This window comes from Selenomonas sputigena (genome assembly GCF_026015965.1).
Lineage (GTDB): Bacteria > Bacillota > Negativicutes > Selenomonadales > Selenomonadaceae > Selenomonas.
In genome coordinates this window covers 1,544,307-1,569,615 of record NZ_CP110383.1, presented here as the reverse complement: position 1 = coordinate 1,569,615, position 25,309 = coordinate 1,544,307, and the positions used below count along the sequence as shown (strand labels likewise).

Annotated in this window: 23 protein-coding genes; 21 read left to right on the top strand and 2 right to left on the bottom strand. The window is 56.8% G+C overall.

The genetic code is table 11. From position 1 onward, the window contains the following. Positions 1 to 294: 294 nt before the first annotated feature. From OL236_RS07675 to OL236_RS07640, 8 genes are all read left to right on the top strand, one after another. On the top strand, positions 295 to 2,733 hold the full coding sequence (locus OL236_RS07675) for a TonB-dependent receptor plug domain-containing protein (protein WP_265070157.1): 2,439 nt from the start codon (positions 295 to 297) through the stop codon (positions 2,731 to 2,733). A 97-nt stretch (positions 2,734 to 2,830) separates the two neighbouring features. After that, positions 2,831 to 3,445: a MotA/TolQ/ExbB proton channel family protein gene (locus OL236_RS07670; protein WP_009644946.1), complete on the top strand. Its 615-nt coding sequence runs from the start codon at positions 2,831 to 2,833 to the stop codon at positions 3,443 to 3,445. Continuing rightward, entirely contained in the window at positions 3,442 to 3,846 is a 405-nt protein-coding gene (locus OL236_RS07665) for an ExbD/TolR family protein (protein WP_265070156.1), read from the top strand. The genes OL236_RS07670 and OL236_RS07665 overlap by 4 nt, the downstream gene beginning before the upstream one ends. Before the next feature lie 15 nt (positions 3,847 to 3,861). Beyond that, a complete protein-coding gene (locus OL236_RS07660) occupies positions 3,862 to 4,713 on the top strand; it encodes a TonB family protein (protein WP_009645001.1) in 852 nt (283 codons plus the stop codon). A gap of 165 nt (positions 4,714 to 4,878) precedes the next feature. Next, entirely contained in the window at positions 4,879 to 5,394 is a 516-nt protein-coding gene (locus OL236_RS07655; protein WP_265070155.1) for a flavodoxin family protein, read from the top strand. A gap of 11 nt (positions 5,395 to 5,405) precedes the next feature. Then, positions 5,406 to 7,031 (top strand): heme anaerobic degradation radical SAM methyltransferase ChuW/HutW, encoded by a 1,626-nt coding sequence (hutW, locus tag OL236_RS07650; protein WP_265070154.1) that lies wholly within the window; start codon positions 5,406 to 5,408, stop codon positions 7,029 to 7,031. Positions 7,032 to 7,315: 284 nt separating this feature from the next. After that, complete coding sequence (locus OL236_RS07645) at positions 7,316 to 8,479, top strand: efflux RND transporter periplasmic adaptor subunit (protein WP_265070153.1); 1,164 nt, start codon at positions 7,316 to 7,318, stop codon at positions 8,477 to 8,479. 18 nt (positions 8,480 to 8,497) lie between these two features. Next, entirely contained in the window at positions 8,498 to 11,695 is a 3,198-nt protein-coding gene (locus OL236_RS07640) for an efflux RND transporter permease subunit (RefSeq protein ID WP_265070152.1), read from the top strand. A gap of 122 nt (positions 11,696 to 11,817) precedes the next feature. Here the strand turns inward: OL236_RS07640 and OL236_RS07635 are convergent, their stop codons facing one another. Next, complete coding sequence (locus tag OL236_RS07635; RefSeq protein ID WP_265070151.1) at positions 11,818 to 12,237, bottom strand: type II toxin-antitoxin system HicB family antitoxin; 420 nt, start codon at positions 12,235 to 12,237, stop codon at positions 11,818 to 11,820. Between the two features lie 28 nt (positions 12,238 to 12,265). Beyond that, positions 12,266 to 12,448 (bottom strand): type II toxin-antitoxin system HicA family toxin, encoded by a 183-nt coding sequence (locus OL236_RS07630; RefSeq protein WP_265070150.1) that lies wholly within the window; start codon positions 12,446 to 12,448, stop codon positions 12,266 to 12,268. 345 nt (positions 12,449 to 12,793) lie between these two features. Here OL236_RS07630 and OL236_RS07625 point away from each other — a divergent pair, with 345 nt between their 5' ends. The 13 genes from OL236_RS07625 (at position 12,794) to fliF (ending at position 25,308) form a co-directional block, all read left to right on the top strand. Further along, positions 12,794 to 13,438, top strand: a complete 645-nt coding sequence (locus OL236_RS07625; protein ID WP_009644920.1) for an amino acid ABC transporter permease — start codon at positions 12,794 to 12,796, stop codon at positions 13,436 to 13,438. Next, positions 13,419 to 14,195: an amino acid ABC transporter ATP-binding protein gene (locus tag OL236_RS07620; protein WP_265070149.1), complete on the top strand. Its 777-nt coding sequence runs from the start codon at positions 13,419 to 13,421 to the stop codon at positions 14,193 to 14,195. Before OL236_RS07625 ends, OL236_RS07620 begins: the two co-directional genes overlap by 20 nt. A 21-nt stretch (positions 14,196 to 14,216) precedes the next feature. Further along, on the top strand, positions 14,217 to 15,404 hold the full coding sequence (locus OL236_RS07615; protein WP_265070148.1) for an N-acetylmuramoyl-L-alanine amidase: 1,188 nt from the start codon (positions 14,217 to 14,219) through the stop codon (positions 15,402 to 15,404). Between the two features lie 34 nt (positions 15,405 to 15,438). Beyond that, positions 15,439 to 16,530: a hypothetical protein gene (locus OL236_RS07610; RefSeq protein WP_265070147.1), complete on the top strand. Its 1,092-nt coding sequence runs from the start codon at positions 15,439 to 15,441 to the stop codon at positions 16,528 to 16,530. After that, a complete protein-coding gene (locus OL236_RS07605) occupies positions 16,527 to 17,507 on the top strand; it encodes a hypothetical protein (RefSeq protein ID WP_265070146.1) in 981 nt (326 codons plus the stop codon). Before OL236_RS07610 ends, OL236_RS07605 begins: the two co-directional genes overlap by 4 nt. Further along, a complete protein-coding gene (locus OL236_RS07600) occupies positions 17,497 to 18,180 on the top strand; it encodes a glycosyltransferase family protein (RefSeq protein ID WP_265070145.1) in 684 nt (227 codons plus the stop codon). The genes OL236_RS07605 and OL236_RS07600 overlap by 11 nt, the downstream gene beginning before the upstream one ends. A 26-nt stretch (positions 18,181 to 18,206) precedes the next feature. After that, positions 18,207 to 20,318 (top strand): hypothetical protein, encoded by a 2,112-nt coding sequence (locus tag OL236_RS07595; protein ID WP_265070144.1) that lies wholly within the window; start codon positions 18,207 to 18,209, stop codon positions 20,316 to 20,318. 20 nt (positions 20,319 to 20,338) lie between these two features. Continuing rightward, the gene (locus OL236_RS07590) at positions 20,339 to 21,106 is read left to right on the top strand and encodes an NAD-dependent protein deacylase (RefSeq protein ID WP_009645026.1); all 768 of its coding nucleotides are present in this window, start codon (positions 20,339 to 20,341) and stop codon (positions 21,104 to 21,106) included. A gap of 161 nt (positions 21,107 to 21,267) precedes the next feature. Continuing rightward, positions 21,268 to 22,044: a GTP-sensing pleiotropic transcriptional regulator CodY gene (gene codY, locus OL236_RS07585; RefSeq protein ID WP_009644954.1), complete on the top strand. Its 777-nt coding sequence runs from the start codon at positions 21,268 to 21,270 to the stop codon at positions 22,042 to 22,044. Between the two features lie 328 nt (positions 22,045 to 22,372). Further along, entirely contained in the window at positions 22,373 to 22,786 is a 414-nt protein-coding gene (flgB, locus tag OL236_RS07580; protein WP_009644944.1) for a flagellar basal body rod protein FlgB, read from the top strand. A 51-nt stretch (positions 22,787 to 22,837) separates the two neighbouring features. After that, a complete protein-coding gene (gene flgC / locus OL236_RS07575; protein ID WP_006191289.1) occupies positions 22,838 to 23,281 on the top strand; it encodes a flagellar basal body rod protein FlgC in 444 nt (147 codons plus the stop codon). Positions 23,282 to 23,345: 64 nt separating this feature from the next. After that, positions 23,346 to 23,645: a flagellar hook-basal body complex protein FliE gene (gene fliE, locus OL236_RS07570; protein WP_006191290.1), complete on the top strand. Its 300-nt coding sequence runs from the start codon at positions 23,346 to 23,348 to the stop codon at positions 23,643 to 23,645. A 73-nt stretch (positions 23,646 to 23,718) separates the two neighbouring features. Then, the gene (fliF, locus tag OL236_RS07565) at positions 23,719 to 25,308 is read left to right on the top strand and encodes a flagellar basal-body MS-ring/collar protein FliF (RefSeq protein WP_009645016.1); all 1,590 of its coding nucleotides are present in this window, start codon (positions 23,719 to 23,721) and stop codon (positions 25,306 to 25,308) included. The last annotated feature ends 1 nt before the right edge of the window (position 25,309 follow it).

Here is a 25,309-nt window from a genome sequence, read left to right as displayed (position 1 = left end):
GAAATTTATTCATAAATGAAATAGGTTCATTTTTATAATTGGAATTTGAAATAAATATATTTTCAGCGCTTCTTATATAATTGATCTCATATCTCTATGCTGCAAGAGAAATAGGGATTTTATCATTTATTATAATTTTTAAATACGACGAAAATTATTCTAAAAAAGTGAAATAAAGATATTGACAATCTTTTTCTATATTGTTAGAATTACAGCATATCATTAATGATATTTATAATAATGAATGGCGTTCAAGGATGTACGCCGTTCACTTTTGCGAATGGAGGCAATGGAATGAGAATGAGGAACAGGCTGAGAAAGCGCAGGTATGCGGCACTTGGTGCAGCGATATGGATGCTTTGGGGATCTTCAGCGCTTTGTGCAGCGGAAGGGGATAATAGTTCTTCTTCTGAACATGTGACGACGAAAACAGTTGATGTCGAGGCGAACTATGAGAAGGAACTTCTCAAGGAGGAACCGGAGACGAAGACCATCATCACGCGAGAGGATCTCGACCGCAAGGGGGCGCGCACGCTCTCCGACGCGCTGGCTGCCGAGCAGGACATTCAGATGGGCACGGACAACATGGGGCGCAAGACGATCGCGATTCGCGGCGCGGAAGCGCGGCATACGCTGATCCTCGTCGACGGCAGGCGGCTTGCAGGCGGCCTCAGCAAGTATTACGGTGCGACGGACGAGGCAAACCGCATCGGTGTCGACAATATCGATCACATCGAGGTTATCCGCGGCTCGGGCACGGCACGCTATGGCGCCGACGCCATCGGCGGCGTCATCAATATCGTTACGAAGATGCCGCATAAGGCGGGCGTCAAACTGATGACGGAAGGCTCGTGGCTCGATCAGGGCGGCAGCCAGTATAACCACAACATTAGTTATGCTACGGGCGATCTCGGAGGCGGGACGTACATGGACTTCTTCTATGGACAGAACAAGACCGCCCCTTTTCTCTACGATAACGATGGGACATCTATGCAGTACTATGGCAAGCGTAATCCGATGGGGGCACGCGTCGAGTTTACGCTTGGCAAGGATGAAACGCTTACGATTTCTGCGGATCATCAGACGGAGGATTTGAAGAAGGATACGACACTCGGAAGGTTCACGCGCGGCAGAGTGATCGACATGATGGCGGCAGAGGATGCATGGCGCAATAACTTCAGCGTTGACTGGAAGAAGCAGACAAGTCGTGCGGATTATCGCATACGTCTCTATTCGACAGAACATGATTCCGACGTAACTTATCGTGTCTTTGGCAGGGGCATTTCCTATCATCATTTCTATTTTGATGTTTTCAATCGTAAGGACAGGGTTCTGGAGGCGTCGCTCGGTCTCATGGCGAATGACAAGCACTATGTGACTGTCGGCGCGGATTATCATGATGAAAGCGGAGAGGGAACGCGTATCAGAATAGATGGACAGGCGGCTCGTCAGGAAACAAGAAAATATAGCTTTCCGAATCCAGACGATCCGTCGGATCCCAATATACGTTCCCATACTGGCAATATTTATGAAACTTCGCTGAACTACTACAGCGCCTATGTCATGGACAGTTGGCAGGTCGGGAAGAACCTTCTCGTCGTACCCTCGTTGCGCTATACGAATCACAGTCATTTCGGCGTGAATCTTTCACCGTCCATCGGTGCGACGTACAAGGTGCGCCCCGATTTGCGCGTCAAGGCGAACATCGGTACGAGCTTCGCGACGGGAGGCATCGCCGAGCTTTACCATGACTGGGAGATGTACGAGCCGTCGCTGAATCCGAAGCCGCCGATCCGCAACGGCTGGCTGTTTGAGGGCAATCCCGAACTCAAGCCGGAAAAGGCGGTCAATATGGATGTTTCTGTCGAAAAGGATTTTGGCAAGAAGACGAGCGCGAAGCTCACGCTCTTCCGCAATGATTATAAGGACTATATGCAGATCATGTATATAGGAGAGAAGCAGAGCAAGAACCTCTATGGCCGCACATATTATGATCCGCTGACACTTTATCCGAGCCTATATGGATTTTATGACTATGACACCCTAGTAGCCATGGTTGAATCCGCTCCCGACTGGCAGTACATTGAGGACAATATCTTAGATGAAATGTCGATGGTGTCAAACGTTCCTGCTACCGACGATGTTTATACCTACAAGAATATCTCCAAGGCACGTACGCAAGGCATTGAAGCGGAGGTGACACACGAGTTTTCGAGCAATTTCAGTATCAAGGCGGGCTATACCTATCTCGACGCTTATGATCGTCAGTCGGGAAAGCGCCTTGAAGGGCGTGGCCGTCACATGTTCAACCTCGCCCTGAACTACAACGATCGCAAGAACGGTTGGCGTGCTACTTTCTGGGGCGACTATACGCGAAACTACCTTGATATTCGTGACCGCATCATTACGGGACGGCTGCTGGATGCAAATGGCAATACAATCACGGAGACGTCTCATTATACATTTAAGAATCCCAATACGGGCGAAGTGTATCATCTTTTCCCCACGGAAACTGAGGCAAATACCCATGTGAAGGGCGGGATTCAGCACGACTTCACGCGTGAAAAGGTTGCTCGAGAAAAGAACTACGGTGTTTGGAATCTGATGTTTGAAAAGGACGTCACGAAGAACGCGACGGTCTATGCGGGCATCACGAATGTCTTCAACACGTACGATCCCTATCTCGGCCTAGGCGGGCGCATCTACCGTCTCGGCATGAGAATGACTTTCTGATGTTTTAAGTTGGCAAGGGGCGCTGCATGATTTACAGCGAAGCTTGACTTCATGCAGCGGCCAAGAATATTTTTGATTTTTAAGGAGTGGTTGAGAAATGGAAAATTTTATTCATCTTTTTAATAGTGGTGGTTTCGTCATGTATCCGTTGCTCATCCTCTCGCTGATCACATTGGCGATTGCGATCGAGAGGTTCTATTATTTCCGCAATAATCGCAAGGGATCGAAGACCTTCTTCCACGGCGTCTATCATGCGGCTGCGGCGAAGGATTGGGATGTCGTGCGCCAGCTTTGTTCGGAGTTCCCATCGGCTTTGAGCCGCGTCATCGGACAGGGCATGGCGCATGATCAGTCGGAAGCAGCGATGAAGAGTGCGTTTGAGGATCGTATGTCGATGGAGTCGATCAGCTTCCATCGCTACCTTGACTATCTCAGCGCCATCGTCACGATCGCGCCTCTTTTGGGGCTTTTGGGCACGGTCACAGGTATGATTCAGACCTTCAGTGTGCTGGATAACGGCGGTGGTGCAGGAGCGATCACGGGCGGCGTCGGCGAGGCGCTTGTTGCGACGGCGAGCGGACTTTGCGTGGCGATCATCGCCTTCTGCTTCTATACGTACTTCGATCATCAGCTCGATACGCTCGTCACGGACACGGAGCGCCTTTGCTCGACGGTCCTCGGGGCGAAAAAAGAAAGTTGGGATGAGGCATGAACTTCAGCAAGCATCGTAAGGGAAAAAAGCCGGTCTTTATGATCATCCCGATGATTGACATCATCTTCTTCCTGCTCGTGTTCTTCATGATGAACAGCCTGCAGACGGTCGCGCAGAAGGCGCTTGCCGTGCAGCTGCCTCAGGCGCAGAGCGCGTCGGCGCCGGCACAAATGCCGATCATTATGACGCTCGACGAGGAAGGTCACATCACGATCGACAATAAGCCCGTGAGCATTCAGGAATCCTCGGATATTATGAAACGGCATATGCAGGAAAATGCGAATGCGGCTGTCGTTTTACAGGCAGACAAGCGCACGGCGCATGGGCAGGTCGTAGTTGTCATGGATATGCTGAAGCAAGCGGGAGTAAAACGCCTGTCGATCGCTGCAGAACAGAAATGACGGAAGGGATGGAATATGGAGCAAAATCTTTCATGGATAAAAGCGTATGGTGTTTCCATCTTGCTTCACATCGTGATTGCTCTGTTCTTTGCCTTGGGGTTGGCGCAAGTCGTTGCAGAAAAGGAGCAGCAAACCTATGTCGTCGATCTTGCCACATCGGATTTCAGCCAGGGCAGTGGACATGAGGGTGGCGGAGGAGGTGGCTCCCTTGCGGCCTTCCCAGAGCCTCTGAAGGAAGAAGAGATGACGAAACGTGTGGAAACTGTGCAGCAGGCGCAGACGTTTGCTGCCGAAGCGGAAGCCGTGACCAAGCCGGAAGCTGTGCAGATGCCTCCGCCGGCGACGACTTCGGCTTCCGATGCGACGCCGGCGGCAAATACGTCCAGCACAGCTGCTTCGGCGGGTTCGAGCGCTGTCTCCGGCGGTGGTGATGGAAGCGGCTCCGGTACGGGCAGCGGCTCCGGCAGCGGCTCGGGCGATGGTACGGGCAGCGGTTCAGGCAGCGGTGACGGAACCGGCTCGGGACATGGTACGGGCAATGGCTCGGGCAACGGACAGGGCAGCGGTGACGCTAATGTCGCTGGGACGGGGACTGCGCCCTTTGATGAATCTGGCTTCTGGGCTGCAGTGGATGCAAACAAAGAATATCCGTATATGGCAATAAAACGACATTTGGAAGGGTCTGCTTCGGTAGGATGCACCGTGACGACTGGTGGAAGTGTTGTCGGCGTTTTTCTAAACGCTTCATCGGGGTATGATATGCTTGATGATGCAGCCGTTGCAGCTGTACGAGCTGTCGGGAGTTATCCGAATCCCACTGGTCACGATGTTCCGATTACAGTTCCTGTACGATTTAATTTGAATTAGAACATGAGAAGCGAGCGGATTTTTCCGTGTGCTGAAAGCAGTGTATATGGCGTTGTCATGGGAAGTGGGTGAAAAAGCGCGTCATGCCGCTTCGTATGATGGCTGAACATATGCCCTGAAGATCAAAGAGTTTTTACAGAATGGAACAGAAAAGGAGATGTCTATATGCGTACAATAGTAATTTATTCGTCCCTTACAGGAAACACAAAGAAGGTCGGTGAGGCGATTGCGAGTGGTCTGCCTGCAGGAACCGAGGCGGTCTCCGTCAAGGACGTGCCCGCCGATCTCGCCGACTACGACTGCGTATTCGTCGGCTTCTGGGTTGACCGCGGCACGGCGGACAAGGCGACGGCGGATCTTTTGCCGAAGCTGAGGAATAAGCATGTGGCGCTCTTCGCGACGCTCGGTGCGAATCCGAAGTCGCCCCATGCAGCCGAGAGCCTGGACAAGGCGGCAGAGCTTCTGCCCGAGGGCAAGACGCCTGTCGGCAAGTTTATCTGCCAGGGCGCTGTCGATCCCAAGGTCATCGAGATGATGTACAAGATGTATCCGAAAGGGCATGCCCATGGGCAGTCGCCCGAACGCGATGCGCTTCATGCCGAGGCGGCGAAGCATCCCGATGAGGCGGACTTGGCGGCGGCGAAGAAGTTCGCCGAGGAGACGATGGCGAAGATTTCATGAGGTGAAGCGTAATGGCTTATAAATTGAAAGATATGTTTGATGCCGATACCGAGGAGCAGCGCGAGCTGCAGTTCGGCAGGGCGTCGGGCGATCCGCTGACGGAAGCGTTCCCAAGAAAGCGCGTCGTCCATGCGGGCGTGCGCGGCGAGGTCGTGCCGCCCGCTGAGGCGCAGGATACGTGGCGCACCATCATGAACACGCCCGCGAAAAAGGGCGAGGTGCAGACGGCATACATCCACATTCCGTTCTGCAAGACGAAGTGCCTCTACTGCGGCTTCTTTCAGAACGCCGCGCATCAGTCGGCGGAGGACGACTACGTCGAGGCTCTGATCGAGGAGATCGAGGCGTCCGCGGACGCGCCGCGCCTCAAGGGCGGCCTCATACACGCCGTCTTCATCGGCGGCGGTACGCCGACGTCGCTTTCGGCGGAAAACGCCGCGCGCGTCCTCAGCACGCTGCGCCGCGTTCTGCCCTTGGCGAACGACTACGAGCTGACGCTCGAAGGCCGCATCCATGACCTCGTGCCCGAGAAGATCGAGGCGTGGCTCGCGAACGGCGTCAACCGCATCTCGCTCGGTGTGCAGTCCTTCGATACGAAGGTGCGTCAGTCGCAGGGCAGGATCGAGACGAGGGAGGAAGTCCTCGGACGGCTCAAACTTCTGAAGTCTTACGAGCAGTGCTCGGTCGTGCTCGACCTCATCTTCGGCCTGCCCGGTCAGTCGATAGAGGTCTGGCAGCACGATCTCGACGACCTCATCGCCTCGGGTATCGACGGCGCGGACTTCTACCAGCTTAACGTCTATGAAGGAAGCGACCTCAACAAGCGCATCGCCGAGGGCAAGCTCGCTCCTGCGGCGACGACGAAGGAGCAGGCGAAGATGTACGCCTTCGCGCACGACTACATGAAGAAGCGCGGCTGGCGTCAGCTCAGCATGTGCCACTGGGCGAGCAGCAACCGCGAGCGCAGCCTCTACAACGCGCTTGCGAAGAAGGGCGCGCCGATGTTCCCCTTCGGCAGCAGCGCGGGCGGCTTCCTCGAAGGCTATGCCGTCATGCTGCATCGCGTGTTGCAGCCATACGCCATGCTCGTGGCGAGCAATCAGAAGCCCATCATGGGTCTCGTCAAGCAGTCGGAGATCCAGCCGTTTTCCAACTGCGCCGTCAACATGTTGGAATACGGCTGGATGGATGTCTCGCGCCTCACGGCGATGGACGCGCGTCTCGAAGACCTGCACTGGCTCTATGAGCTTTGGGCAGAGCGTGGACTCGTCACCTTCAACGGCGTGCAGTACGAGCTGACGGTCGCGGGCAAGTTCTGGGAGGTCAATATCGCGCAGACGACGGTCGAGTGCATACAGTACCTGCTGACGGGCGAGAACGAGATGAGCGTTGAGCGCATCGCGGCGCAGGACAAGAAGCATGGCGAAGCGAAGGAAAAAATGCACGGCGTCGGCATGAACGGCGTACCGTCCATTGAGATGATGCAGCGCATGCAGAAGATGGCGAAGGGCGGTATGCCGTCCTTGAAGGTGCTCAAGGAGTTCGCGAAGGAAGTCGGCATCCAGGGCATGCCGACGATGGAGGACATGCAGCGTCTTCAGAAGATGATGGAAGAACGGAAAGTCGAGGAGGAATAAGGACTTCTCGGAGAGGTGCGAAAGAGGGAAGGCCGTCCGATTGGCACGGAATTTCTTCGCGCTTCCTCAGGGCAGGGCGACAGTCGTTTCACGGCTTTCCCTGCCCTTTCTTTTTCTTGACTTTTCCATTTCTTTCATATACTATTGAGAGTTATAAGGGCGGGTTTGCCCTTCCGAAAGATGAAAATTTTTTGAAGCGCCCCGCAGTCTCGGAAAGCAGGCGAGGGGAAGAAGGGGGCAGAGGAATCTTGTTTTTCCTACAGAAGAAAACGGTCGGTTTTTCCATGCTTTTAGTGGCATCCGTTCTCTCTTTCGCCGTGCTCTTGAGCGGCTGCGGCGGACAGCAGGGCATGCAGAAGGGACCGGCGCAGGTCAAGGTCATGAAGGCCATGCAGCAGGATGCACCAATCACGAGCGAGTATGCGGGGCAGATTGCAGGCAAGGACGAGGTCAAGGTGCAGTCGAAGGTTTCGGGCGCCGTCGTCGAGAAGTATGTGAAGGGCGGCGACTTCGTCACAGCGGGGCAGGCGCTCTATCGCATCGACTCGCGTCAGTACGAGTCCGCTGTCTGGCAGGCACAGGCAGCGCTCGCGCAGACGGAGGCGACGCTGAGCAACGCACGCGTCGATCTCTCGCGCTATGAGGCTCTCTACGAGGCAGCGGCGATTCCCGAACAGACGGTGGCGACGCAGCGTGCGAACGTCAGCGCCTACGAGTCGGCGGCTGAGGCGAATGCCGCGCTCCTTCGCCGCGCGCAGCAGGATCTTGCCGATACGACGATCTACGCGCCGATGACGGGGCAGCTCGCCGTCGACGATGTTGCCGTCGGCACGTTCGTCACGGCGGGCAATACGACGCTCGTGACGGTCGGCACGAACGATCCCGTCTACGCGACGTTCAGCATCAGTGAGACGGATTACTTGAAGTTCATGGGCGCCGCTATGCGCGGCGAAGGCGCTCCTTCGGCGCGCGTGTCGCTGACGCTTGCGGATGGCACGGCATATCCGATCGACGGGCGCATCGTCGAGACGGACCGCGCCTTGAAGGACAATACAGGAACCTTGAAGATCAAGGCGCTCTTCGACAATCCCGGCGGCCTGTTGCTGCCCGGCATGTTTGCACGCGTGAAGATCTCGGGACAGACGGTGCCGAACGCCATCCTCGTGCCCGAGCGCGCCGTGCAGCAGCTTCTTGACAAGTCCTTCGTGATGGTCATGGAGGACGGCAAGTCGAAGGCGCGCACCGTGACGCTCGGCGACAAGGTGGGCAGCTTCTACATCATCAAGGACGGCATTTCCGCGAATGATCTCGTCGTCGTCGAAGGTCTGACGAACCTGCAGGAGGGTGTCGAGCTTTCTCCGACGGAGGTCACGGCAGCCGACATGGGCTTCTCGCTCGAAAACGATATGAAGGCATTTGATTCCAGTGTGAGCACGTTGGGCAAATAGGCATAGGAGGGCATAAGCTTGGCAAAGTTTTTTATCCATCGGCCGATTTTTGCCATCGTCATCGCGCTTTTGATCGTCATCTGCGGCGTCATCGCGGGACTTCAGCTGCCGATCGCGCAGTACCCGCAGATCTCGCCGCCGACGGTCACCGTCGGCACGTCGTACACGGGTGCGAGCGCGAGCGTCGTCAATCAGACGGTCGCGCAGATCATTGAGGATCAGGTCAACGGCACGCAGGGCATGGACTACATGAGCTCCAACTCGGACGACACGGGGCGCTACAGTTTGACGGTCACGTTCGAGACCGGATCGGACGGCGACATGGATTCGGTCAAGGTGCAGAACAATGTTGCCGTGGCGACGGCGAGCCTGCCCGACGACGTCAAGACGGTCGGCGTCACGACGAAGAAGGCGTCGAACGACATGGCGATGATGGTCTCCATCTATTCGGATAGCGACCTCTACGACAGCACGTTCCTCAAGAACTATGCGACGATCTATCTCCTCGATAAGATCAAGCGCGTGCATGGCGTCGGCGACGTCCAGATCTTCGGCTCGGACTATTCGATGCGCGTCTGGCTCAATCCCGACAAGCTCGCAGAGCTCGGGCTCACGGTCTCCGATGTCGCAGCCGCGATCAAGGAGCAGAACATGCAGGCGCCGGCGGGTACGATCGGCGCGATGCCTGTGCCCGAGATGCAGGAGAAGCAGGCGACGGGCAAGGTCAACGGTCGTCTCGTGACGCCCGAGCAGTTCGGCAATATCATCGTGCGCGCCTCAGGTGATGGCAGCTTCGTGCGCCTCAAGGATGTCGCGCGCGTCGAGACGGGCGCGAAGACGAACAACATCGTTGCCAAAGCGAACGGACATCCGGCGCTTGCCATGGGCGTCCAGCTCACGAGCGACGCCAATGCCATGCAGACGGTCGCCGCTGTCAAACAGGTCATCGACGAGGCGCGGCCGAACTTCCCGCCCGAGATGCGCTGCGATACGATCGTCGATAGCACGAACTATATCCGTGAGTCCATCACGGAAGTCGTCCACACCTTCGTCGAGGCGCTTCTTCTCGTCGTGCTCGTCATCTTCGTGTTCCTGCAGAGCTGGCGCGCGACGCTGATTCCGCTCCTGGCTGTGCCTGTATCCTTGATCGGCACGTTCATCGCGTTCATCGCGCTTGACTTCAGCATCAACACATTGACGCTCTTCGCGATGGTTCTCGCCATCGGTCTCGTCGTCGATGATGCCATCGTCGTCATCGAGAATGTCGAGCACCACATGGAGGAGGGGCTGAACGTCATCGATGCGACGGAGCGCGCGATGGACGAGGTGCAGGGGCCTGTCGTGGCGATCGCCTTCGTGCTCGCCGCCGTCTTCGTCCCCGTCGCCTTCTTGGGCGGCATGATGGGCGTGCTCTACAAGCAGTTCGCCTTGACCATCGCCATTTCCATGGCAATCTCGGCCTTTGTTGCCCTGTCCTTGACGCCGGCTCTTTGCGCTTTGATCTTGAAGCCGCACGCGAAGGACAAGGCAGACAAGGAGGGCATTCTCGATCGCTTCTTCACCGGCTTCAATAGATGGTTTGACAAGACGAAGAGCGGCTACTTGGGCATTGTCGCCAAGATGATCCGCAAGTCGCGTTTCGCCATTCTCTTCATGGTGCTTGTCTGCGCCCTTACGGCGATCGTCTACAAGCACATGCCGTCGACCTTCGTGCCCGATGAGGATCAGGGATTTTATATCGTTTCCGTAAGTCTGCCGCCCGGAACGTCGACCAACGTCACGCAGGAGAGCATAGATAAAGTCCAGGCTTCTCTCAAGGAACTGCCCGGCGTCGATATGGTCATGGCCATCAACGGTTTCGATATCCTGTCCTTCGGCGCGAAGTCGAGCGCAGGCACGATCTTCGTCGGACTCGATCCGTGGAGTGAGCGCACGACGGTGGAGACGAATATCAACATGCTCATCGGCAAGACCTTCGGCATTGGCGCGAAGGTCGCGCCTGAGTCGCAGGTCATCGCGTTCAACATGCCGGCGCTGCCGGGACTCGGCATGGTCGGCGGCTGGACGATGCAGCTGCAGGATATGTCGGGGCATACGGACGAGGAGCTTGATACGATCACGAAGCAGATCGTGCAGGCGATGAACCAGCGTCCCGAGCTGCAGGGTGTGCGGACGACGTACAGCGTCAATTCGCCGATTTACGACTTCGAGATCGACCGCGAGAAGGTCAAGCAGCTCGGCGTGCAGATGAGCGACGTGTTCACGGCTCTGCAGGTCAACTTCGGCGGCTATCAGGTCAATGACTTCAACCAGTTCGGCCGTACCTACAAGGTCATGATGCAGGCGGATATGCCGTATCGCTCGGAGGTGGAGGCGACGCGCTTCATCTTCGTCAGGTCGAGCGCGGGCACGATGGTGCCGCTTGACACGCTCCTGAAGCCGAAGCGCGGCACGGGCGCACCGATCATTTCGCGCTTCAACTCGGCGCGTGCTGTTCAGATCCAGGGCAACGCCGCCTCGGGCTACAGCTCGGGCGACGCGATGCGTGCGGCGGAAGAGGTCGTCTCTGAAGTGGCTCCCGCGGGCTTCAACATCGAGTGGTCGGGGCAGAGCCGCGAGGAGAAGACGGCGGGAAGCTCGACGCTTCGCGTGCTCGCCTTGTGCCTCGTCTTCGTGTTCTTGTGCCTCGCAGCTCTCTACGAGAGCTGGAGCGTGCCGTTTGCCGTGCTTTTGACAGTGCCTACGGGCATCCTGGGCGCACTCCTTTCCGAGTACGTGCTCGGCATGGGCGGCATGATCCTGTTCCACCACATGAATTCGGGGCTGCAGGACAGCATCTACATGCAGATCGGCATCATCATGATCATCGGTCTGGCGGCGAAGAACGCGATCCTCATCGTCGAATTCGCGAAGGTGCGCGTCGACCGAGGCATGGAGCCGGTCAAGGCGGCGATCGAGGCGGCGGGTCTGCGCCTGCGCCCGATCCTCATGACGAGCTTCGCGTTCATCATCGGCTGCCTGCCGCTGGCCTTTGCTACGGGTGCAGGCGCTTCTGCGAGAAACGGCATGGGCGTCGCCGTCGTTGGCGGCATGCTTTTCGCGACGATTCTCGGCGTGTTCTTGATCCCCGTGTTCTACGTCATCGTGGAATGGATTGCCGCGAAGCTCGGCATGCTCAAGCAGGCGAAGAAGAAGACGCCGGTCGATTATATGTGATATTGTTGGAAGATGCTGTTGCACTTCCGAAAAAAGAAGCCGTCCTGCGGGGCGGCTTCTTTTTTTAGGAATAGAAACGGGGTTGTTGCATGAGTTGAGCGATATAACGCCGAGCGTTTGATTTATGTGCGAAATCCTCTCTTCTCGTACAGGTCAGTGAGCGCGTCTTGCAGGACTTTGGAGATGTTGAGCTGCTCGGCTTCGGCGAAGGTGTTGAGCCATGCGGGAATCGTGAGATTTTTGCGGACGGATTTGCTGCCGTACTTGGCGGCGTAGGCATCCATGTCGAGCGAGAGTAGGCTGACGAAGCCTTCACCAATCTCGGGATCGGGATGAATGTCCGCGATATTGCTTGCGGGCGGCACTTCGTTGCCATCCTCAAGCTCGCCGAGAATCCATCCCGAGGCGGCATCCTCGCCCATGGCAATGGCCTCGGAGAGAGAACCGCCCTCGCTTATGCAGCCGGGCAGGTCGGGGACGATGACGGTAAAGCCAGGATTCACTTCGCAGGGATAAAATACGGCGGGATATACCAGGTTCATATAGAAGCCTCCTTTCGGAGACGGGCTGTTATTGCAAGCCTGCCATCCGCAAGACAGATTTAACGGTTTTTGGGTCGAGGTTGCCAGGGTGATTCGGTATCGTGATTTTTCCCTTCTTCTCTGGATGCTTGTAGTGCATGTGCGAGCCGTTGGAGCTGTCGAAATACCAACCGTCCTTTTTGATGATTCGTTCAAATTCCTTGAATCTCATCGCGGTCCCTCCTCCTATTTATATTATACATATTATGCGCATATGGGTCAAAAGAAAATGTTGCTTTTATAAAAATATTTTATCCATCAGAGAAGAAGAGGCGGGACGATTGCTGTGCCGACGGCTTGGGATATGTCCGCAGATGATATGTTTTGGCGATAAAATGTGCGCATGGGCATACTTGCGACAGTCCATGCGGACGGCGGGCACTTCGTATGTTTTCCTATGCTGCATATCTATTTTCTCCTAAAAATATGGGCGAAAGGGAAAATTTGTGATAAGATAGAGGGGCAATCGTTGGAGCGGCGCAAAAAGCGATGCTTCCGAAAATAAGGAGAGAAATCTATGGAACAAATCATGGGGACGGCGCTCTTGATGATGGAGGGCGCACAAATCACGCTGGAAATCTTCTGCGTGACGCTCCTCTTGTCACTGCCTTTGGGGCTTCTTGTCGCGCTCTGCCGCATATCGAAGCTCGGGCCTTTGCGCCTTTTGATGGAGTTCTACATCTGGCTCATGCGCGGCACGCCGCTGATGCTGCAGCTTCTCTTCGTCTACTTCGCCCTGCCGATGGTCGGCATACGTCTGCCCGACATCGCGGCGGCGCTCCTCGCGTTTACGCTCAACTATGCAGCGTACTTCGCGGAAATCTTCCGCGCGGGCATCCAGTCGATCGGGCGCGGGCAGTATGAAGCAGCGAAGTCGCTCGGCATGACGTACACGCAGACGATGCGGCGCATCATCGTGCCGCAGATGATCCGCCATGTTCTGCCGCCTGTGAGCAACGAGACGATCAACCTCGTCAAGGATACGTCGCTCATCTACATTCTGGCGATGAACGATCTCCTGCGCGTGGCGCGCACGATCGTGCAGCGTGAGTTCGACATGACGCCGTTCTTCGTGGCGGCTGTCTTCTATCTCGCGATGACGTTCGTTCTTACGTGGGGATTCAAGAAATTGGAGGCGTACTATGGCAAGTACGATGAATGAGCCGGCAATTCGCATGCACGGCATCCGTAAGAGCTTCGGGGCAAACGAGGTACTGCGCGGCATCGACCTCGTGGCGAAACGCGGCGAGACGCTTTCCATCATCGGGCCTTCAGGCTCAGGCAAGTCGACGCTGCTGCGCTGCATCAATCGGCTCGAGGACATCGACAAGGGTTCGATCGAGATCGATGGGGATTTCCTCGCTGCGGAGAACGAGGCCGGTCATACGGAGTACGCTTCGAGCGGGAAGTGCCGCACCCTTTTGTTGAAGATGGGCATGGTCTTTCAGCAGTTCAACCTCTTTCCGCACATGACGGTGCTGCAGAATCTATTGGAGGCACCTGTCGAGGTTAAGGGTATGAAGCGCGAGGAAATCCTGCCGACGGCGGAGGAACTTCTCCGAAAGGTCGGACTTTTTGACAAGCGAGACGCCTACCCTGCGCGCCTGTCGGGCGGGCAGCAGCAGCGTGTCGCCATCGCGCGCGCGCTTGCCATGCGTCCTGAGATCATGCTGTTCGATGAGCCGACGTCGGCGCTCGATCCTGAACTCACGGGCGAGGTCTTGAAGACGATGCGTGAGTTGGCGGCAGAGCACATGACGATGGTCGTCGTGACGCATGAGATGGCGTTCGCGCGTGAGGTTTCGCAGCAAGTGGTGTTCATGGCGGACGGTACGATCGTGGAGCAGGGGAAGCCCCGAGACCTTTTCCAACAGCCGCAGGAAGAGCGTACGCAGGCGTTCCTGCGCAACATGCTTTGAGGTTTGACAGGAGGGGTTCGCATGAACGTGTCGTTTCGTTGGCTTTTCTTTTTCGTTTTCGCTGCGGGCGCTTTTTTCTTGAGCTTCCCGGCATTTCCGACAGCGCAGGCGGCGCCTTTGGCTCAGATCAAGAACGTGCGCGTCCATGCGGACAAGGAGAAGGTCCGCATCGTCGTCGATGCGGACGGCGAGGTTGACTACAAGTCGATGACGCTCGCCTCGCCCGGGCGTGTCGTCGTTGACCTCTCAGGCGCACGCCTCTCGCCTTCTGTTGCAAAGAGCCAGAAGATCGAGAGCCAGTTCGCGACGAAGGTGCGCCTCGGGCAGTTCGATCCGACTACGGTGCGCATCGTCGTGGAGACAGAGATGTACAAGAGCAGCGGTAATTACGACGTGTTCTCTCTGGAAGGCGGCCCTGTGCCGTACCGCGTGGTCATGGACTTTGGCAATCTTTCGGGCAGCAGCGCGTCTTCCGCAGGAGGAGCTTCTTCGGGCGGCTCGAACATCGATTTCGAGCGCGGGAGGAATCCGTCGGGAGAAGCGGACTCGGCGGGGGGATCGGATGATGCGTCTTCCGCAGGGGCGGCCTCCGTGCCGGCGCGTCCGAGAAGCCAGAGCAGCGCAGCGCCAGGCATTGACGGCAAACGCATCGTTCTCGATCCCGGGCACGGCGGCAGCGACACGGGCGCCATCGGGCCGACGGGCGTGACGGAAAAGAGCATCGCGCTCCGCATCGCGAAAAGACTCAAGACGCTCTTGGAAGCTGAGGGTGCAGAGGTCATTCTGACGCGCACGGAGGACACGGAGGTTTCGCCGAAGAAGGCGAAGGCGACGGATGTGGAGGAACTGCAGGCTCGCTGTGACATCGCGAATCAAAATTCGGCGGACATCTTCCTCAGCATACATCTCGATGCTTTCTCCGGGCCTGAAGCGCACGGCACGACGGGCTACTATTACGAGATGGGATCGGCTGACAGCACGCGCCTTGCCGACTGCGTCAAGCGCGGCGTGCTGCGCCGTCTCGGTACGCTCGACCGCGGCACGAAGCCGTGCGCCTTCTATGTGTGCCGTCATACGGATATGCCCGCGATGCTCCTGGAGACAGCCTTTGTTTCCAATCCGCGCGAGGAGCAGATGATGAATTCGGAGGAAGGCGTGGAGAATGCCGCGCAGGGCATCGCGGCGGGAATTGCCGAGTATTTCCAATGAGATGGGATGCACCTGCTGCGGTGGGAAAGCCACGTTGAGAAAGGAAGATTTCATGGAGAAGAAGGCGAGATTGGATGGAATCCTGATGGGCGAGGAGGAGCGCAGAAAGCGCTTTTATCGCCGCGCACTGCCCGAAAACCGCACGCTCAGAGAGGCTCTGGGCTGCCTGTCGCGCGAAGAACTGGACGACTTGGCGTACAACCTCTGCCTGGAGGAGACGGATGACATGACGTTGCCTGCGCTCATCGACACTCTTTTGCCTGCCGCCGTGCAGTTTGCCGAGCGCTGGCTGCCGTCGGCGTTTGAGGAGCAGTACCAGGCGTTTCGCCATATACAGGACAAGGGCGGGCTTGCCGATGACTTCCGCGAGGACGATGTGCGCATCGATTACCTGTGCGGACTCGGCATCATGGCGGTCGGTGCGGATGAGGGAAAGCTCTATTGGTACATGCCCGAGGAGATGACCGAAATCTTTAAGAAGCTCGATTCCGCAGCTTATGAGGATGCCGTGCGTCTCAATACGGAGATCATGCGCCTCGCGACAGGACTTCTCTTCTACTATGGCTTCCTCGACTACGATAAGCTTTTCGCCATGGTCAACGCTTATCTCGAAGAGGGTCAGCGCCTTGACTTCGCCGCCTTCATGGGCGTGATGCTCAACGGCTCCTGCTGGCACAAGGAAGTCGTTGGCACGGAGCGAGGCTTGGCGTATCATACGCTTTTGAGTGCACCGTGGCTCGAAAGGGAGCAGAAGGAGAAGGAGGATCTTCCTTTTGCCGAGATTCCTTACGGCAAGGTTTACGATGCGGGAGAAGAGGGCTATATCGAGGCGACGCTCGCCTACAAGAAGCTCGCGCAGTTCTTCATGGCGAAGCTCTCGATGGAGGTTCTGCAGGCAGCGGAAGCCGTCGGAAAGATTCTCCTGCTCTTCCAGAACGGCGGCAGCATGAAGGACGTCGCCGCGTTTTTGGAAACGTTGGGCAAGCTTGACGATGAGGCGGCAGAAGAGGAGATGACGAAACTCGTGATCGCTCTGCACGCGACGACACGCCTGTGGCGGCTCAAGGGTCATACACCGGATGAACTCAAGGAGAATGCGCGCGAGATGGCGCGCAAGATGCATTGAGGGACGCGGGTGAAGAGCGAGGCGATCTCATGGAATATGGCGGTGGCTTGCTGCGCTTTCTCGCGCCGACGCGCTCCGCACTCTCCGTGCTCGTCGTGGAAAGCCTCGCCTATCTGCCAAAACTGCGCGAGATGATGCCTGCCGCCGCGCTCTTCGCCGTGACGGCGGAACTGGATGATGCCGATGCACCCGAACTGCAGGGACTGGATGTCTCCTGGTCCTTCTTGGACTACCGCGATACACCTTTGCCGTTTGAGAGAGAGAGCTTCGATTATATCCTTGCCGACCGCTGTTTGGAAACGGCGGGAAATCCGCAGGACATCGCTGCGGGGTTCGGACTCTTCCTGCGGCCGACGGGCTATCTCCTGACGAGCTTCTTGAACGTGCGCCATTGGAGCGTCATCGAGGATCTGCGCGAGGGGCATTTCTATGCGATCGTGCGCCGTCTCTTCGCTCGCCCTGAGATGGAGACGCTGCTCGCGGCGTCCTTTTATAAGGAGGTTTCTTTTCTTCCTGTATGGCGCGAAGCGCCGCAGGGCGTGATCGAGCGGTTGGAAGCGGCGGGTTTTGAAAATTCGGGGCGCGACTTGGAAGCGAAGTTTTGGCTCTGCCGTGCGCGGCGCACATCGGACGAGGTCGCACCTCTGAAGGAGTGCTTCACGCCCGCTGTGCGCCGAACTCTTGTGACGCTCCTGCGCCGCCTTGAGTACGGCATAGAGGTGGAAGAAAATGCAGCGGCGCTCTGGCAGCTCTGCCGTGAGGAAGGAATCTTCCTCGAATACCTCGTGGACTTTGCCGCGCAGACCATCGTGCATCAGAAGGATCTCTTGCGCGCGCTCCTGCAGACGGCAGAGCCGCAGCTGGCGCGAGAGCTTGCCGAGGCGGCACGACGCAGGCTTCCGTGCGGCGAGGTGCGGGAGGCCTTGCAGGAACTTGCGGCGGAAAGTGTGAAAGGAGCGGCGGAAGATGAAGGATGAGAGGGCGATCGCCTTCATCACCTGCGTCAACGATGAGGCATGGTACGCAGAGTGTCTGCTCTACCTGCGCCATCTGCGTTTGCCCGAAGGCTTTCGCGCCGAGTATATCGCCGTGCGCGGCGCCGCGTCGATGGCGGCGGGGTACAACGAGGGTATGGCGAGGTCGCGGGCGCGCTACAAGGTCTATCTGCATCAGGACACCTTGCTCGTCAACAAGGATTTTCCACGGGCGATGTTGAATATCTTTGCAGATGAGAGCATCGGCATGATCGGCGTCATCGGCTGCCGTTCGCTGCCCGCAAGCGGCGTGTGGTGGGATGGGTTTCGCTGCTATGGACGCGTGCTTCATGCGTGCGAGGCGGAGAGCATCGTCGACACGCACATGAAGGAGCCGGACGGCGAGAGCATCGATGTCGAAGCGGCGGACGGACTCTTCCTTGCGACGCAGTACGACGTGCTCTGGCGCGAAGATCTTTTCACGGGCTGGCATCTCTACGACACGTCGCAGTGCAAGGAATTCTCCAGGCGAGGGTTTCGGACGGTCGTGCCGAATCAGGAGGCGGGCTTTTGGTGCATCCACTGTCCCGTGGAGAAGCCGCTCGCCAAAAGCTATAAGGAGTATCAGAAGATCTTTCTCCGAGAGTACGGCACAGAATTGTGCCCGGAGGTTTAGACTATACTTGTTGGAGCGTGTGCTTTATGGACGACAAAGAGAATTGGATCGGAATAGCCAACCGATTTGCAAACCAGGGCGATTTTCGCGGCATGCGCGCTTCGGCGAAGGAGATTCTGCAGATCGTGCCGGAGGACGCGGACGCCTATGCCATCATGGCAGAGGCGTCTTTCTATATGGATGAGCGCGAGCAGGCGAAGGAGTACATGGCGCGTGCCGAAGAGCGCGAGCCAGGGAACTTGCGTGCGCGTCTCGTACGCGCCGCATTCTTCTCCACGGACTTCGCCTTGGAGGAGGAAATCAAGGAGCTTCTCTCCATCGTGCAGGCGACGGAGAAGGTCGCTGAATCGCTTTGGACGCAGTCGCTTCGCTACGTGCGCTTCAAGGCGCTTGCATGGCTCTCTGACGCGTGGCTTCTCGCGGCGGAGCCGGAGTTTGCCATGAACACGCTTCTGGCAGCGAGTGATATGCTGACGGGCGAGGAGGCGGCGGAGTGCTACAGCAAGGCGCTCTTCTGCTCGAATTACCGCACGAGGACGCCCGCCGAATCCCTGCGTCTCCATCGCGGCTACGAAAAATTTTTCGAAGGCGTCAAGATCTGTCATCCGTATCGCACCGAGGCGGCAGAGGCTGGGGCATTGCAGCCGAAGGCGACGCTTTCCGTCGGGGAGGCCATGGCGGCGGCCAGAGCGGAAGCCGATCATGAGCGGCGCGGTGCGGCGCTTGTGGCACAGCAGGCGAAGCAGGAACGCGAGCCTCTTTCGCGTCTCGTGCAGAAGGCCTTGCCGAAGCCGCAGTATGAGGATTCACTTCGCCTCTGGGCATGGGAAGCGCGGGCAAATCAAAGGCGCATGGAAGAGGAAAAGGAGTACGAGGCGTTCAAGAAAGAATTGGAAGAGGAGCGAAGAAGCAAGACGCGGCGAGAGGCGCGCGTTGCCTCGCTTTTTGGCAGTAACGCACACCTTTCGCCGTCTCCGGTGCCGAGAGCTCAAATGGCGGCTTTCCGCATCCAGCCGACGGCGCCGCCTGTGGGAGAGAAACGCACGCGTACCTTCAGTCGCAAATTGCGCATTGGCTACATCTCGCCCGATTTCCGCCTTCATGCAGCGGCGTATTTCTTCATGCCGCTCGTGCGCGATTTTGACGCCGCTTCGTTCGAGGTCACCTGCTATGCGCGGGGCAAGCGCGACCGTGTGACCTCGCTCTTTCGCCAGAAAAGAGTACAGTGGAAGGATGTCTCGCGCCTCTCGGCTAGGGATGCGGCGCGCCTCATCGAGAGGGACGGCATCGACATCCTCGTCGATCTTGCCGGGCACACGCAGGGAAGCGGTCTGCCCGTGCTCGCCCGGCGGCCTGCGCCCGTGCAGATGACGGCGATCGGCTACATGGCGACGACGGGGCTTCGTGCGGTCGACTATTTCCTTTCCGACATCTATTGCTCGCCGTGGGACATGGGCGCGCGCGGCTTTTCAGAGAAGGTGCTGCGCATGCCGCACAGCCACCTCTGTTATGCGCCCGTGCTGCGCGATATGCCGAAGAGCGGCGGGGAGGCGCCGTTTGTGAAGAACGGCTATATCACGTTTGGCAGTTTCAACAACTTCTCCAAGGTGTCGGACGATATGCTCGCCTTGTGGCGCGGCGTGCTTGAGCGCATGAAGGGGGCGCGGCTCGTCGTCAAGAGCAAGATCTGCAGCATTGCGGCGGGCAGGAAGATCGTGAAGGAGCGTCTGCAGCGCTTCGGCATACCGCTCGCACAGGTCGAGCTTCGCCCGTACAGCCCCGATTATCTTGAGCAGTACACGGACATCGACATCGTGCTCGACACCTTCCCTTATACGGGCGGCGTCACGACGTGCGAGGCGCTCTACATGGGCGTGCCCGTCATCACAAAAGCGGGCGGCACGCACGGCTCGCGCTTTTCGACAAGCATCTTGGAAAATGCGGGGCTTTCACAGCTCGTGGCACGAGGCGATATGGAATACGTGCGAAAAGCCGTGGAGCTTGCGGACGCGCCCGACATCCTGCGCCGCCTGCATCGCGACCTGCGCGCGCGCATGGAAGCCTCGCCACTGATGGATGCGAAGGGCTATATGAAGGACTTGGAAGATATATACCGCGAGATTGCTGAGGACGTTTGAATTTGCAGGATGCACGGAAAATGGCAGAAGAGGGGGCGAAAGCAATGAAGGATGAAAAGATCGCCGTGTTTCATGATTTATTGAAGGAAAGTGACAATATCGTATTCTTTGGCGGCGCCGGCGTCTCGACGGAATCGGGCATTCCCGATTTTCGCAGCGCCACGGGAATCTACAGCAAGATGCTCGCACAGCACGTTTCTCCCGAAGAGCTTGTCTCGCATACGTTTTTCGAGCGCTGCCCTGAGGAGTTTTTCGATTTTTACCGCAAGCGCCTCGTTTATATGGAAGCGAAACCGAACGATTGCCACAAGGCGCTCGCCGCGCTTGAGCGCATGGGAAAGCTCAAGGCCGTCGTCACGCAGAACATCGACGGACTGCACCAGGAAGCCGGCTCTTCGCGCGTGCTGGAACTGCATGGATCGATCCGGCGCAGTTACTGCATGGACTGCCGTGCGTTTTACGATGAAAGATTTCTGCAGGCGAGCGAGGGTGTACCGCATTGCACGAAGTGCGGTGGTATCGTGAAGCCGGATGTCGTGCTCTATGAGGAAAGCCTCGACGCCGATGTGCTCGATGCTGCCGTACGCGCGATTGCTGCGGCGGATCTCCTCATTGTCGGCGGTACATCGCTCGTCGTCTATCCGGCGGCGGGACTTCTGCGCTGTTTCAAAGGCAGGCATCTCGTGCTCGTCAACAAGACGGCGACGAAGGCGGACGAAAGGGCGGATCTCGTGATTCACGATTCCTTGGGTGAGGTGTTTCGCGAGGTGATGGTCGGCCTGACATGAAAGTGTGGGCCTTCTCTCGTGCTATTGACGAAAAAATCAAGAAAAATTCAACATTTCTTTCCCGCATCTTTGATTATTTAGAAAAATGTGTTAAAATGAAGGTGTAGGCAATAGCCTGAATTTGGAAGTCGTATTGCCGTGGAGAAAGGAATGGAGTTTGCATGGCGACATTACTGGAGAAAACGAGGAAAATCAACCGTCTGCTGCAGCGCGCGGAAAGCGTCGAGTACGACAGCATATCGCGCGTCTTGAGTGCGGTGATCGATGCGAATGTCTATATTGTGAACAAGGCGGGCAAGATCTTCGGACATGCCTTCATCGATGATTTCGAGTGCGACCTGATGCTTGCAAACGTCGTGCAGCAAGGAAGCTTTCCCAAGAGGTATGTGAGCTGGCTGCTGAAGATGGACGAGACTTCGCCGAACTTGAAGTCGAAGACGGGAATCTGTGCCTTCACGGAGGATACGGACTGTCGATTTGAGGGAAAGAATACCACGATAGTGCCGATCTATGGTGTAGGTGACCGCATCGGCACATTGATCATCGCGAAGTATGATACGGACTTTACGGAAGCCGATCTGATCCTTGCCGAGTACGGTGCGACGGTCGTCGGCATGGAGATGCTGCGCGACCGCACGCAGCAGATCGAGATCGAGGCACGCAAGAAGGCGACGGTGCAGATCGCCTTGGCGACACTCTCCTTCTCGGAGGTCAAGGCGGCGAAGAGCATCTTTGGCGAACTGGAAGGATCCGAGGGACTGCTCGTCGCCTCGAAAATTGCGGATCGCGCGAAGATCACGCGCTCCGTCATCGTCAATGCGCTGAGAAAATTCGAGTCGGCGGGGCTCATTCAATCGAAGTCGCTCGGCATGAAGGGAACGCACATCAAGGTGCTCAATCCTTATTTGCTCGAAGAACTTCAACGGGTGGAAAACTGAAGAAGCAAGGAAGGGGACTGGGACATGCCGAGGCATGAACCCGCCCCTTTTTTCTTGCCCCTTATAGGACTATTTTACAGTCGTTAAAAAAAACTGAGAAATGGAGTGAATCATTTCCGATTTTATGGTAGAATAGAAAGTGCAAAATCACGATGGATAAATTTGTTAATCATGATGTATGGATTTGGGCAATGATTTTCAGCTTGTACGCGAAGCACATTTGCTTTTTGCTTCGCCTTTTTGAAAAAAGAAGTTCGGCGGGAAAGGATTTTTTCTCATTTCGTCGAACTTTAGAGAGAGTTATAGGGAAAGGATGTGGAACACCGCAATGCTGGAGCAAATCGTAGGCAACAGGGCGCTCGACGTTATGCAGCGCGGTATGGGGGCGGCGAACCTTCGACAGGAGGTCATCAGCCACAACATCGCCAATGTTAACACGCCGAATTTCAAGAAGAGCAACGTCGTGTTCGAGGATCTTCTTGCGAAGGAGCTTGATCTCGATGCTGAGGGCGGGCTCAAGATCGTGCGTACGCATGATCGCCACATGCCCATTCCTTTCCGGGGTAGGGCTTTGGCGAAGATTGAACTGGACCAGTCGTCTTCCATGCGTTACGACAAGAACAATGTGGATATTGATGTCGAGATGGCGTCTTTGGCCAAGAACAGCCTGTACTTTAACGCTTTGGCCAGGCAGGTCGGAGCCGGGTTCTCTCAGATGAGAAGCGTCATTACCGGGCAGTGATTCGCCGGGGGTGTGATGCGAGATTTCGGATGATGCAAGGAGAGTAGAAAAATGAGCATGTTTGGAGGAATCGATGCTTCCGCTTCCGGACTTACGGCGGAGCGTCTGCGCATGGACGTGATTTCAAACAATATCGCGAATGCGAACACGACACGTTCAGTTGAGGGCGGTCCGTATCACAGGCGTTACGTCGTTTTTCAGCCGCGTGAGAGGGGTAAGGAGGACTTCGCTTCTACCTTGCGCCAGAAGCTCGATAATCAGGCAGGAAATGGTGTGCGTGCCATGAAGATTGAAGAAGATCGGTCACAGGGACCACTGGTTTACGACCCTGGTCATCCTGATGCGAATGCGGATGGCTATGTCGAGCGCCCGAACATCAACATCGTGCAAGAGATGGTGGATATGATCACGGCTTCGCGTGCCTACGAGGCGAATGTGACGGCGATCAACGCCGCCAAGGGCATGGCGCAGAATGCGCTGAATATCGGCAAGTAAAGAGAAGGCTGCACGACGTGTGCGCCGAAAACAGTAAGCGGTTACGGATTGAGGTGGAAAGAACATGCAGGTGGAAGCGCTGCAAATGACGCCAGTGCAGATGACTGGCCAAAGTCATCTGGGGGAGACCGAACAGAGGGAAGTGAAGCCTTTTCATGAGTTCCTTACGGATTCCCTTGGCGAGGTCAACGGACTGATCAAGGAGTCCGAACGACTCAATATGGAACTTGCGGCAGGACGCATCACCGATGTGTCCGAAGTCGTCATTGCGAGTGAGAAAGCGGGCATTGCCACGCAGCTCACGATGCAGGTGCGGAATCGTGCGGTTGAGGCCTATCAGGAAATTATGCGCATGCAGGTCTGAGCCTTGGGCAGGAACGATCAGCCAAAGCCAGGCAGGGCTTCGGCAAGCATATTGAGGCGAAGGGATTGAGGAAATGGCAGAGTGGAAAGAGCGCTACCTGGAGCTCTGGAATAATTACAGCAAGCGGCAGCGATACATGATCATCGGCGCCGCAGCTCTCGTATTCATTGCCATTGTTGCCGGCAGCATCATTTATGGCGGTAAGCCGGACATGGTGCCCTTGTTCACAAATATGGAAGCGAAGGATGCCGGCGAAGTCGCGGCGAAGCTCAAAGAGAACAAGGTGAATTACGAGATACAGGAAGGCGGGCAGGGTACGACAATCCTCGTTCCTGCGAAGAGCGTTGACAGCACGCGCCTGGATTTGGCTGCCGAAGGTCTGCCCAGAGGTAATAAGGGCTTCGAACTTTTTGATGACAGTAAGCTCGGCGTGACGGAGTTCCAAAACAAGGTTAATTACCTGCAGGCGCTACAAGGTGAACTTACGCGCACGATCGAACAGATCGACGCGGTTGAGAAGGCGCGTGTACACATTGTCCTGCCGGAGGACAGCCTTTACAAGAAAAATGAAAAGCCGGCGACGGCATCCATCATGTTGAAGCTCAAGGCGAACATGCAGCTGTCCAAGAAAGAGGTCAAGGGTATTGTGAATCTTGCTGCGCACAGCGTGCAGGGACTGACGCCCGAAAATATCACGATCGTCGATGAGTCGGGGAAGATCTTGAATGACCCCGATGAAAACAATGATGATGGCGTGGGACAGAAGACGCTGACGCAGATGGAGATGACAAAGAAAGTTCAGGACAATCTGCAGAAGAATGTCCAGAGCCTCCTCGACGCGTCGCTCGGTGAGGGAAAGTCGTTCGTGCGCATCAGCGTCGAGCTTGACTTCGATCAGAAGACGACGGATTCGCAAACTTACACGCCTGTCGTAGATGAGTCGGGCATCGTACGCAGTCAGCAGACCACGAGCGAGAGCTATGCGGGCACATCGACGCAGCCCGGCGGCCCTGCCGGCACACAGTCCAATGTGCCTGGCTATGTGGAGCAGAACAACAACTCGCAGGCACAGTATGAGCGCAAGGAAAATACGACGAATTACGAGGTCAACGAGGAGAAGCGCAAGATTGTCGCTTCGCCCGGCTCAATTCGCCGCTTGACGGTCGCTGTCCTCGTCAACGACGATGTGACGCAAGCACAGCAGGAGAGTATCCTGCGCTCCGTGCGTTCCGCGGCCGGTATCAATCCTGACCGAGGCGATACGGTCTCCGTCGAGCCGCTGCCGTTCAGCACCGAGGCACGTGACAAGAAGCTTGCCGACGAACAGGCGGAACGTGATCGACTTGATCGCGAGTTCTACCTGCAGCTCGCCGCTTTCCTCCTCGTCATTGCGCTGATCGTTGGCAGCATCCTCATGTATCGCCGCAAGAAGCGTTTGGAGCAGGAGGCCATCGAAGAGCAGCGTCGTCAGGAAGAGCTCGAGAGACAACGCCTCGCCGAGGAACGTGCTGCGCAGATCGAGGCAGGCGAGGTTACGGAGGAAGAGCTTACGGAAGAAGAGCAGCGCCAGCTCAATGAGATGCAGGCAATTGAAGAGATGATCATGCATACACCGGAAGACGCGGCTATGTTGGTCAAGCAGTGGCTGGCGGGGGATGATTGAT

Coding starts and splice junctions, on each gene's coding strand:
- fliF (WP_009645016.1), top strand. CDS start 23,719: ATGGCAGAGTGGAAAGAGCGCTACCTGGAGCTCTGGAATAATTACAGC.
- OL236_RS07595 (WP_265070144.1), top strand. CDS start 18,207: ATGGACGACAAAGAGAATTGGATCGGAATAGCCAACCGATTTGCAAAC.
- OL236_RS07590 (WP_009645026.1), top strand. CDS start 20,339: ATGGCAGAAGAGGGGGCGAAAGCAATGAAGGATGAAAAGATCGCCGTG.
- OL236_RS07645 (WP_265070153.1), top strand. CDS start 7,316: ATGCTTTTAGTGGCATCCGTTCTCTCTTTCGCCGTGCTCTTGAGCGGC.
- codY (WP_009644954.1), top strand. CDS start 21,268: ATGGCGACATTACTGGAGAAAACGAGGAAAATCAACCGTCTGCTGCAG.
- hutW (WP_265070154.1), top strand. CDS start 5,406: ATGGCTTATAAATTGAAAGATATGTTTGATGCCGATACCGAGGAGCAG.
- fliE (WP_006191290.1), top strand. CDS start 23,346: ATGCAGGTGGAAGCGCTGCAAATGACGCCAGTGCAGATGACTGGCCAA.
- OL236_RS07615 (WP_265070148.1), top strand. CDS start 14,217: ATGAACGTGTCGTTTCGTTGGCTTTTCTTTTTCGTTTTCGCTGCGGGC.
- flgC (WP_006191289.1), top strand. CDS start 22,838: ATGAGCATGTTTGGAGGAATCGATGCTTCCGCTTCCGGACTTACGGCG.
- OL236_RS07670 (WP_009644946.1), top strand. CDS start 2,831: ATGGAAAATTTTATTCATCTTTTTAATAGTGGTGGTTTCGTCATGTAT.
- OL236_RS07660 (WP_009645001.1), top strand. CDS start 3,862: ATGGAGCAAAATCTTTCATGGATAAAAGCGTATGGTGTTTCCATCTTG.
- flgB (WP_009644944.1), top strand. CDS start 22,373: ATGCTGGAGCAAATCGTAGGCAACAGGGCGCTCGACGTTATGCAGCGC.
- OL236_RS07675 (WP_265070157.1), top strand. CDS start 295: ATGAGAATGAGGAACAGGCTGAGAAAGCGCAGGTATGCGGCACTTGGT.
- OL236_RS07630 (WP_265070150.1), bottom strand. CDS start 12,448: ATGAGATTCAAGGAATTTGAACGAATCATCAAAAAGGACGGTTGGTAT.
- OL236_RS07665 (WP_265070156.1), top strand. CDS start 3,442: ATGAACTTCAGCAAGCATCGTAAGGGAAAAAAGCCGGTCTTTATGATC.
- OL236_RS07600 (WP_265070145.1), top strand. CDS start 17,497: ATGAAGGATGAGAGGGCGATCGCCTTCATCACCTGCGTCAACGATGAG.
- OL236_RS07625 (WP_009644920.1), top strand. CDS start 12,794: ATGGAACAAATCATGGGGACGGCGCTCTTGATGATGGAGGGCGCACAA.
- OL236_RS07655 (WP_265070155.1), top strand. CDS start 4,879: ATGCGTACAATAGTAATTTATTCGTCCCTTACAGGAAACACAAAGAAG.
- OL236_RS07620 (WP_265070149.1), top strand. CDS start 13,419: ATGGCAAGTACGATGAATGAGCCGGCAATTCGCATGCACGGCATCCGT.
- OL236_RS07635 (WP_265070151.1), bottom strand. CDS start 12,237: ATGAACCTGGTATATCCCGCCGTATTTTATCCCTGCGAAGTGAATCCT.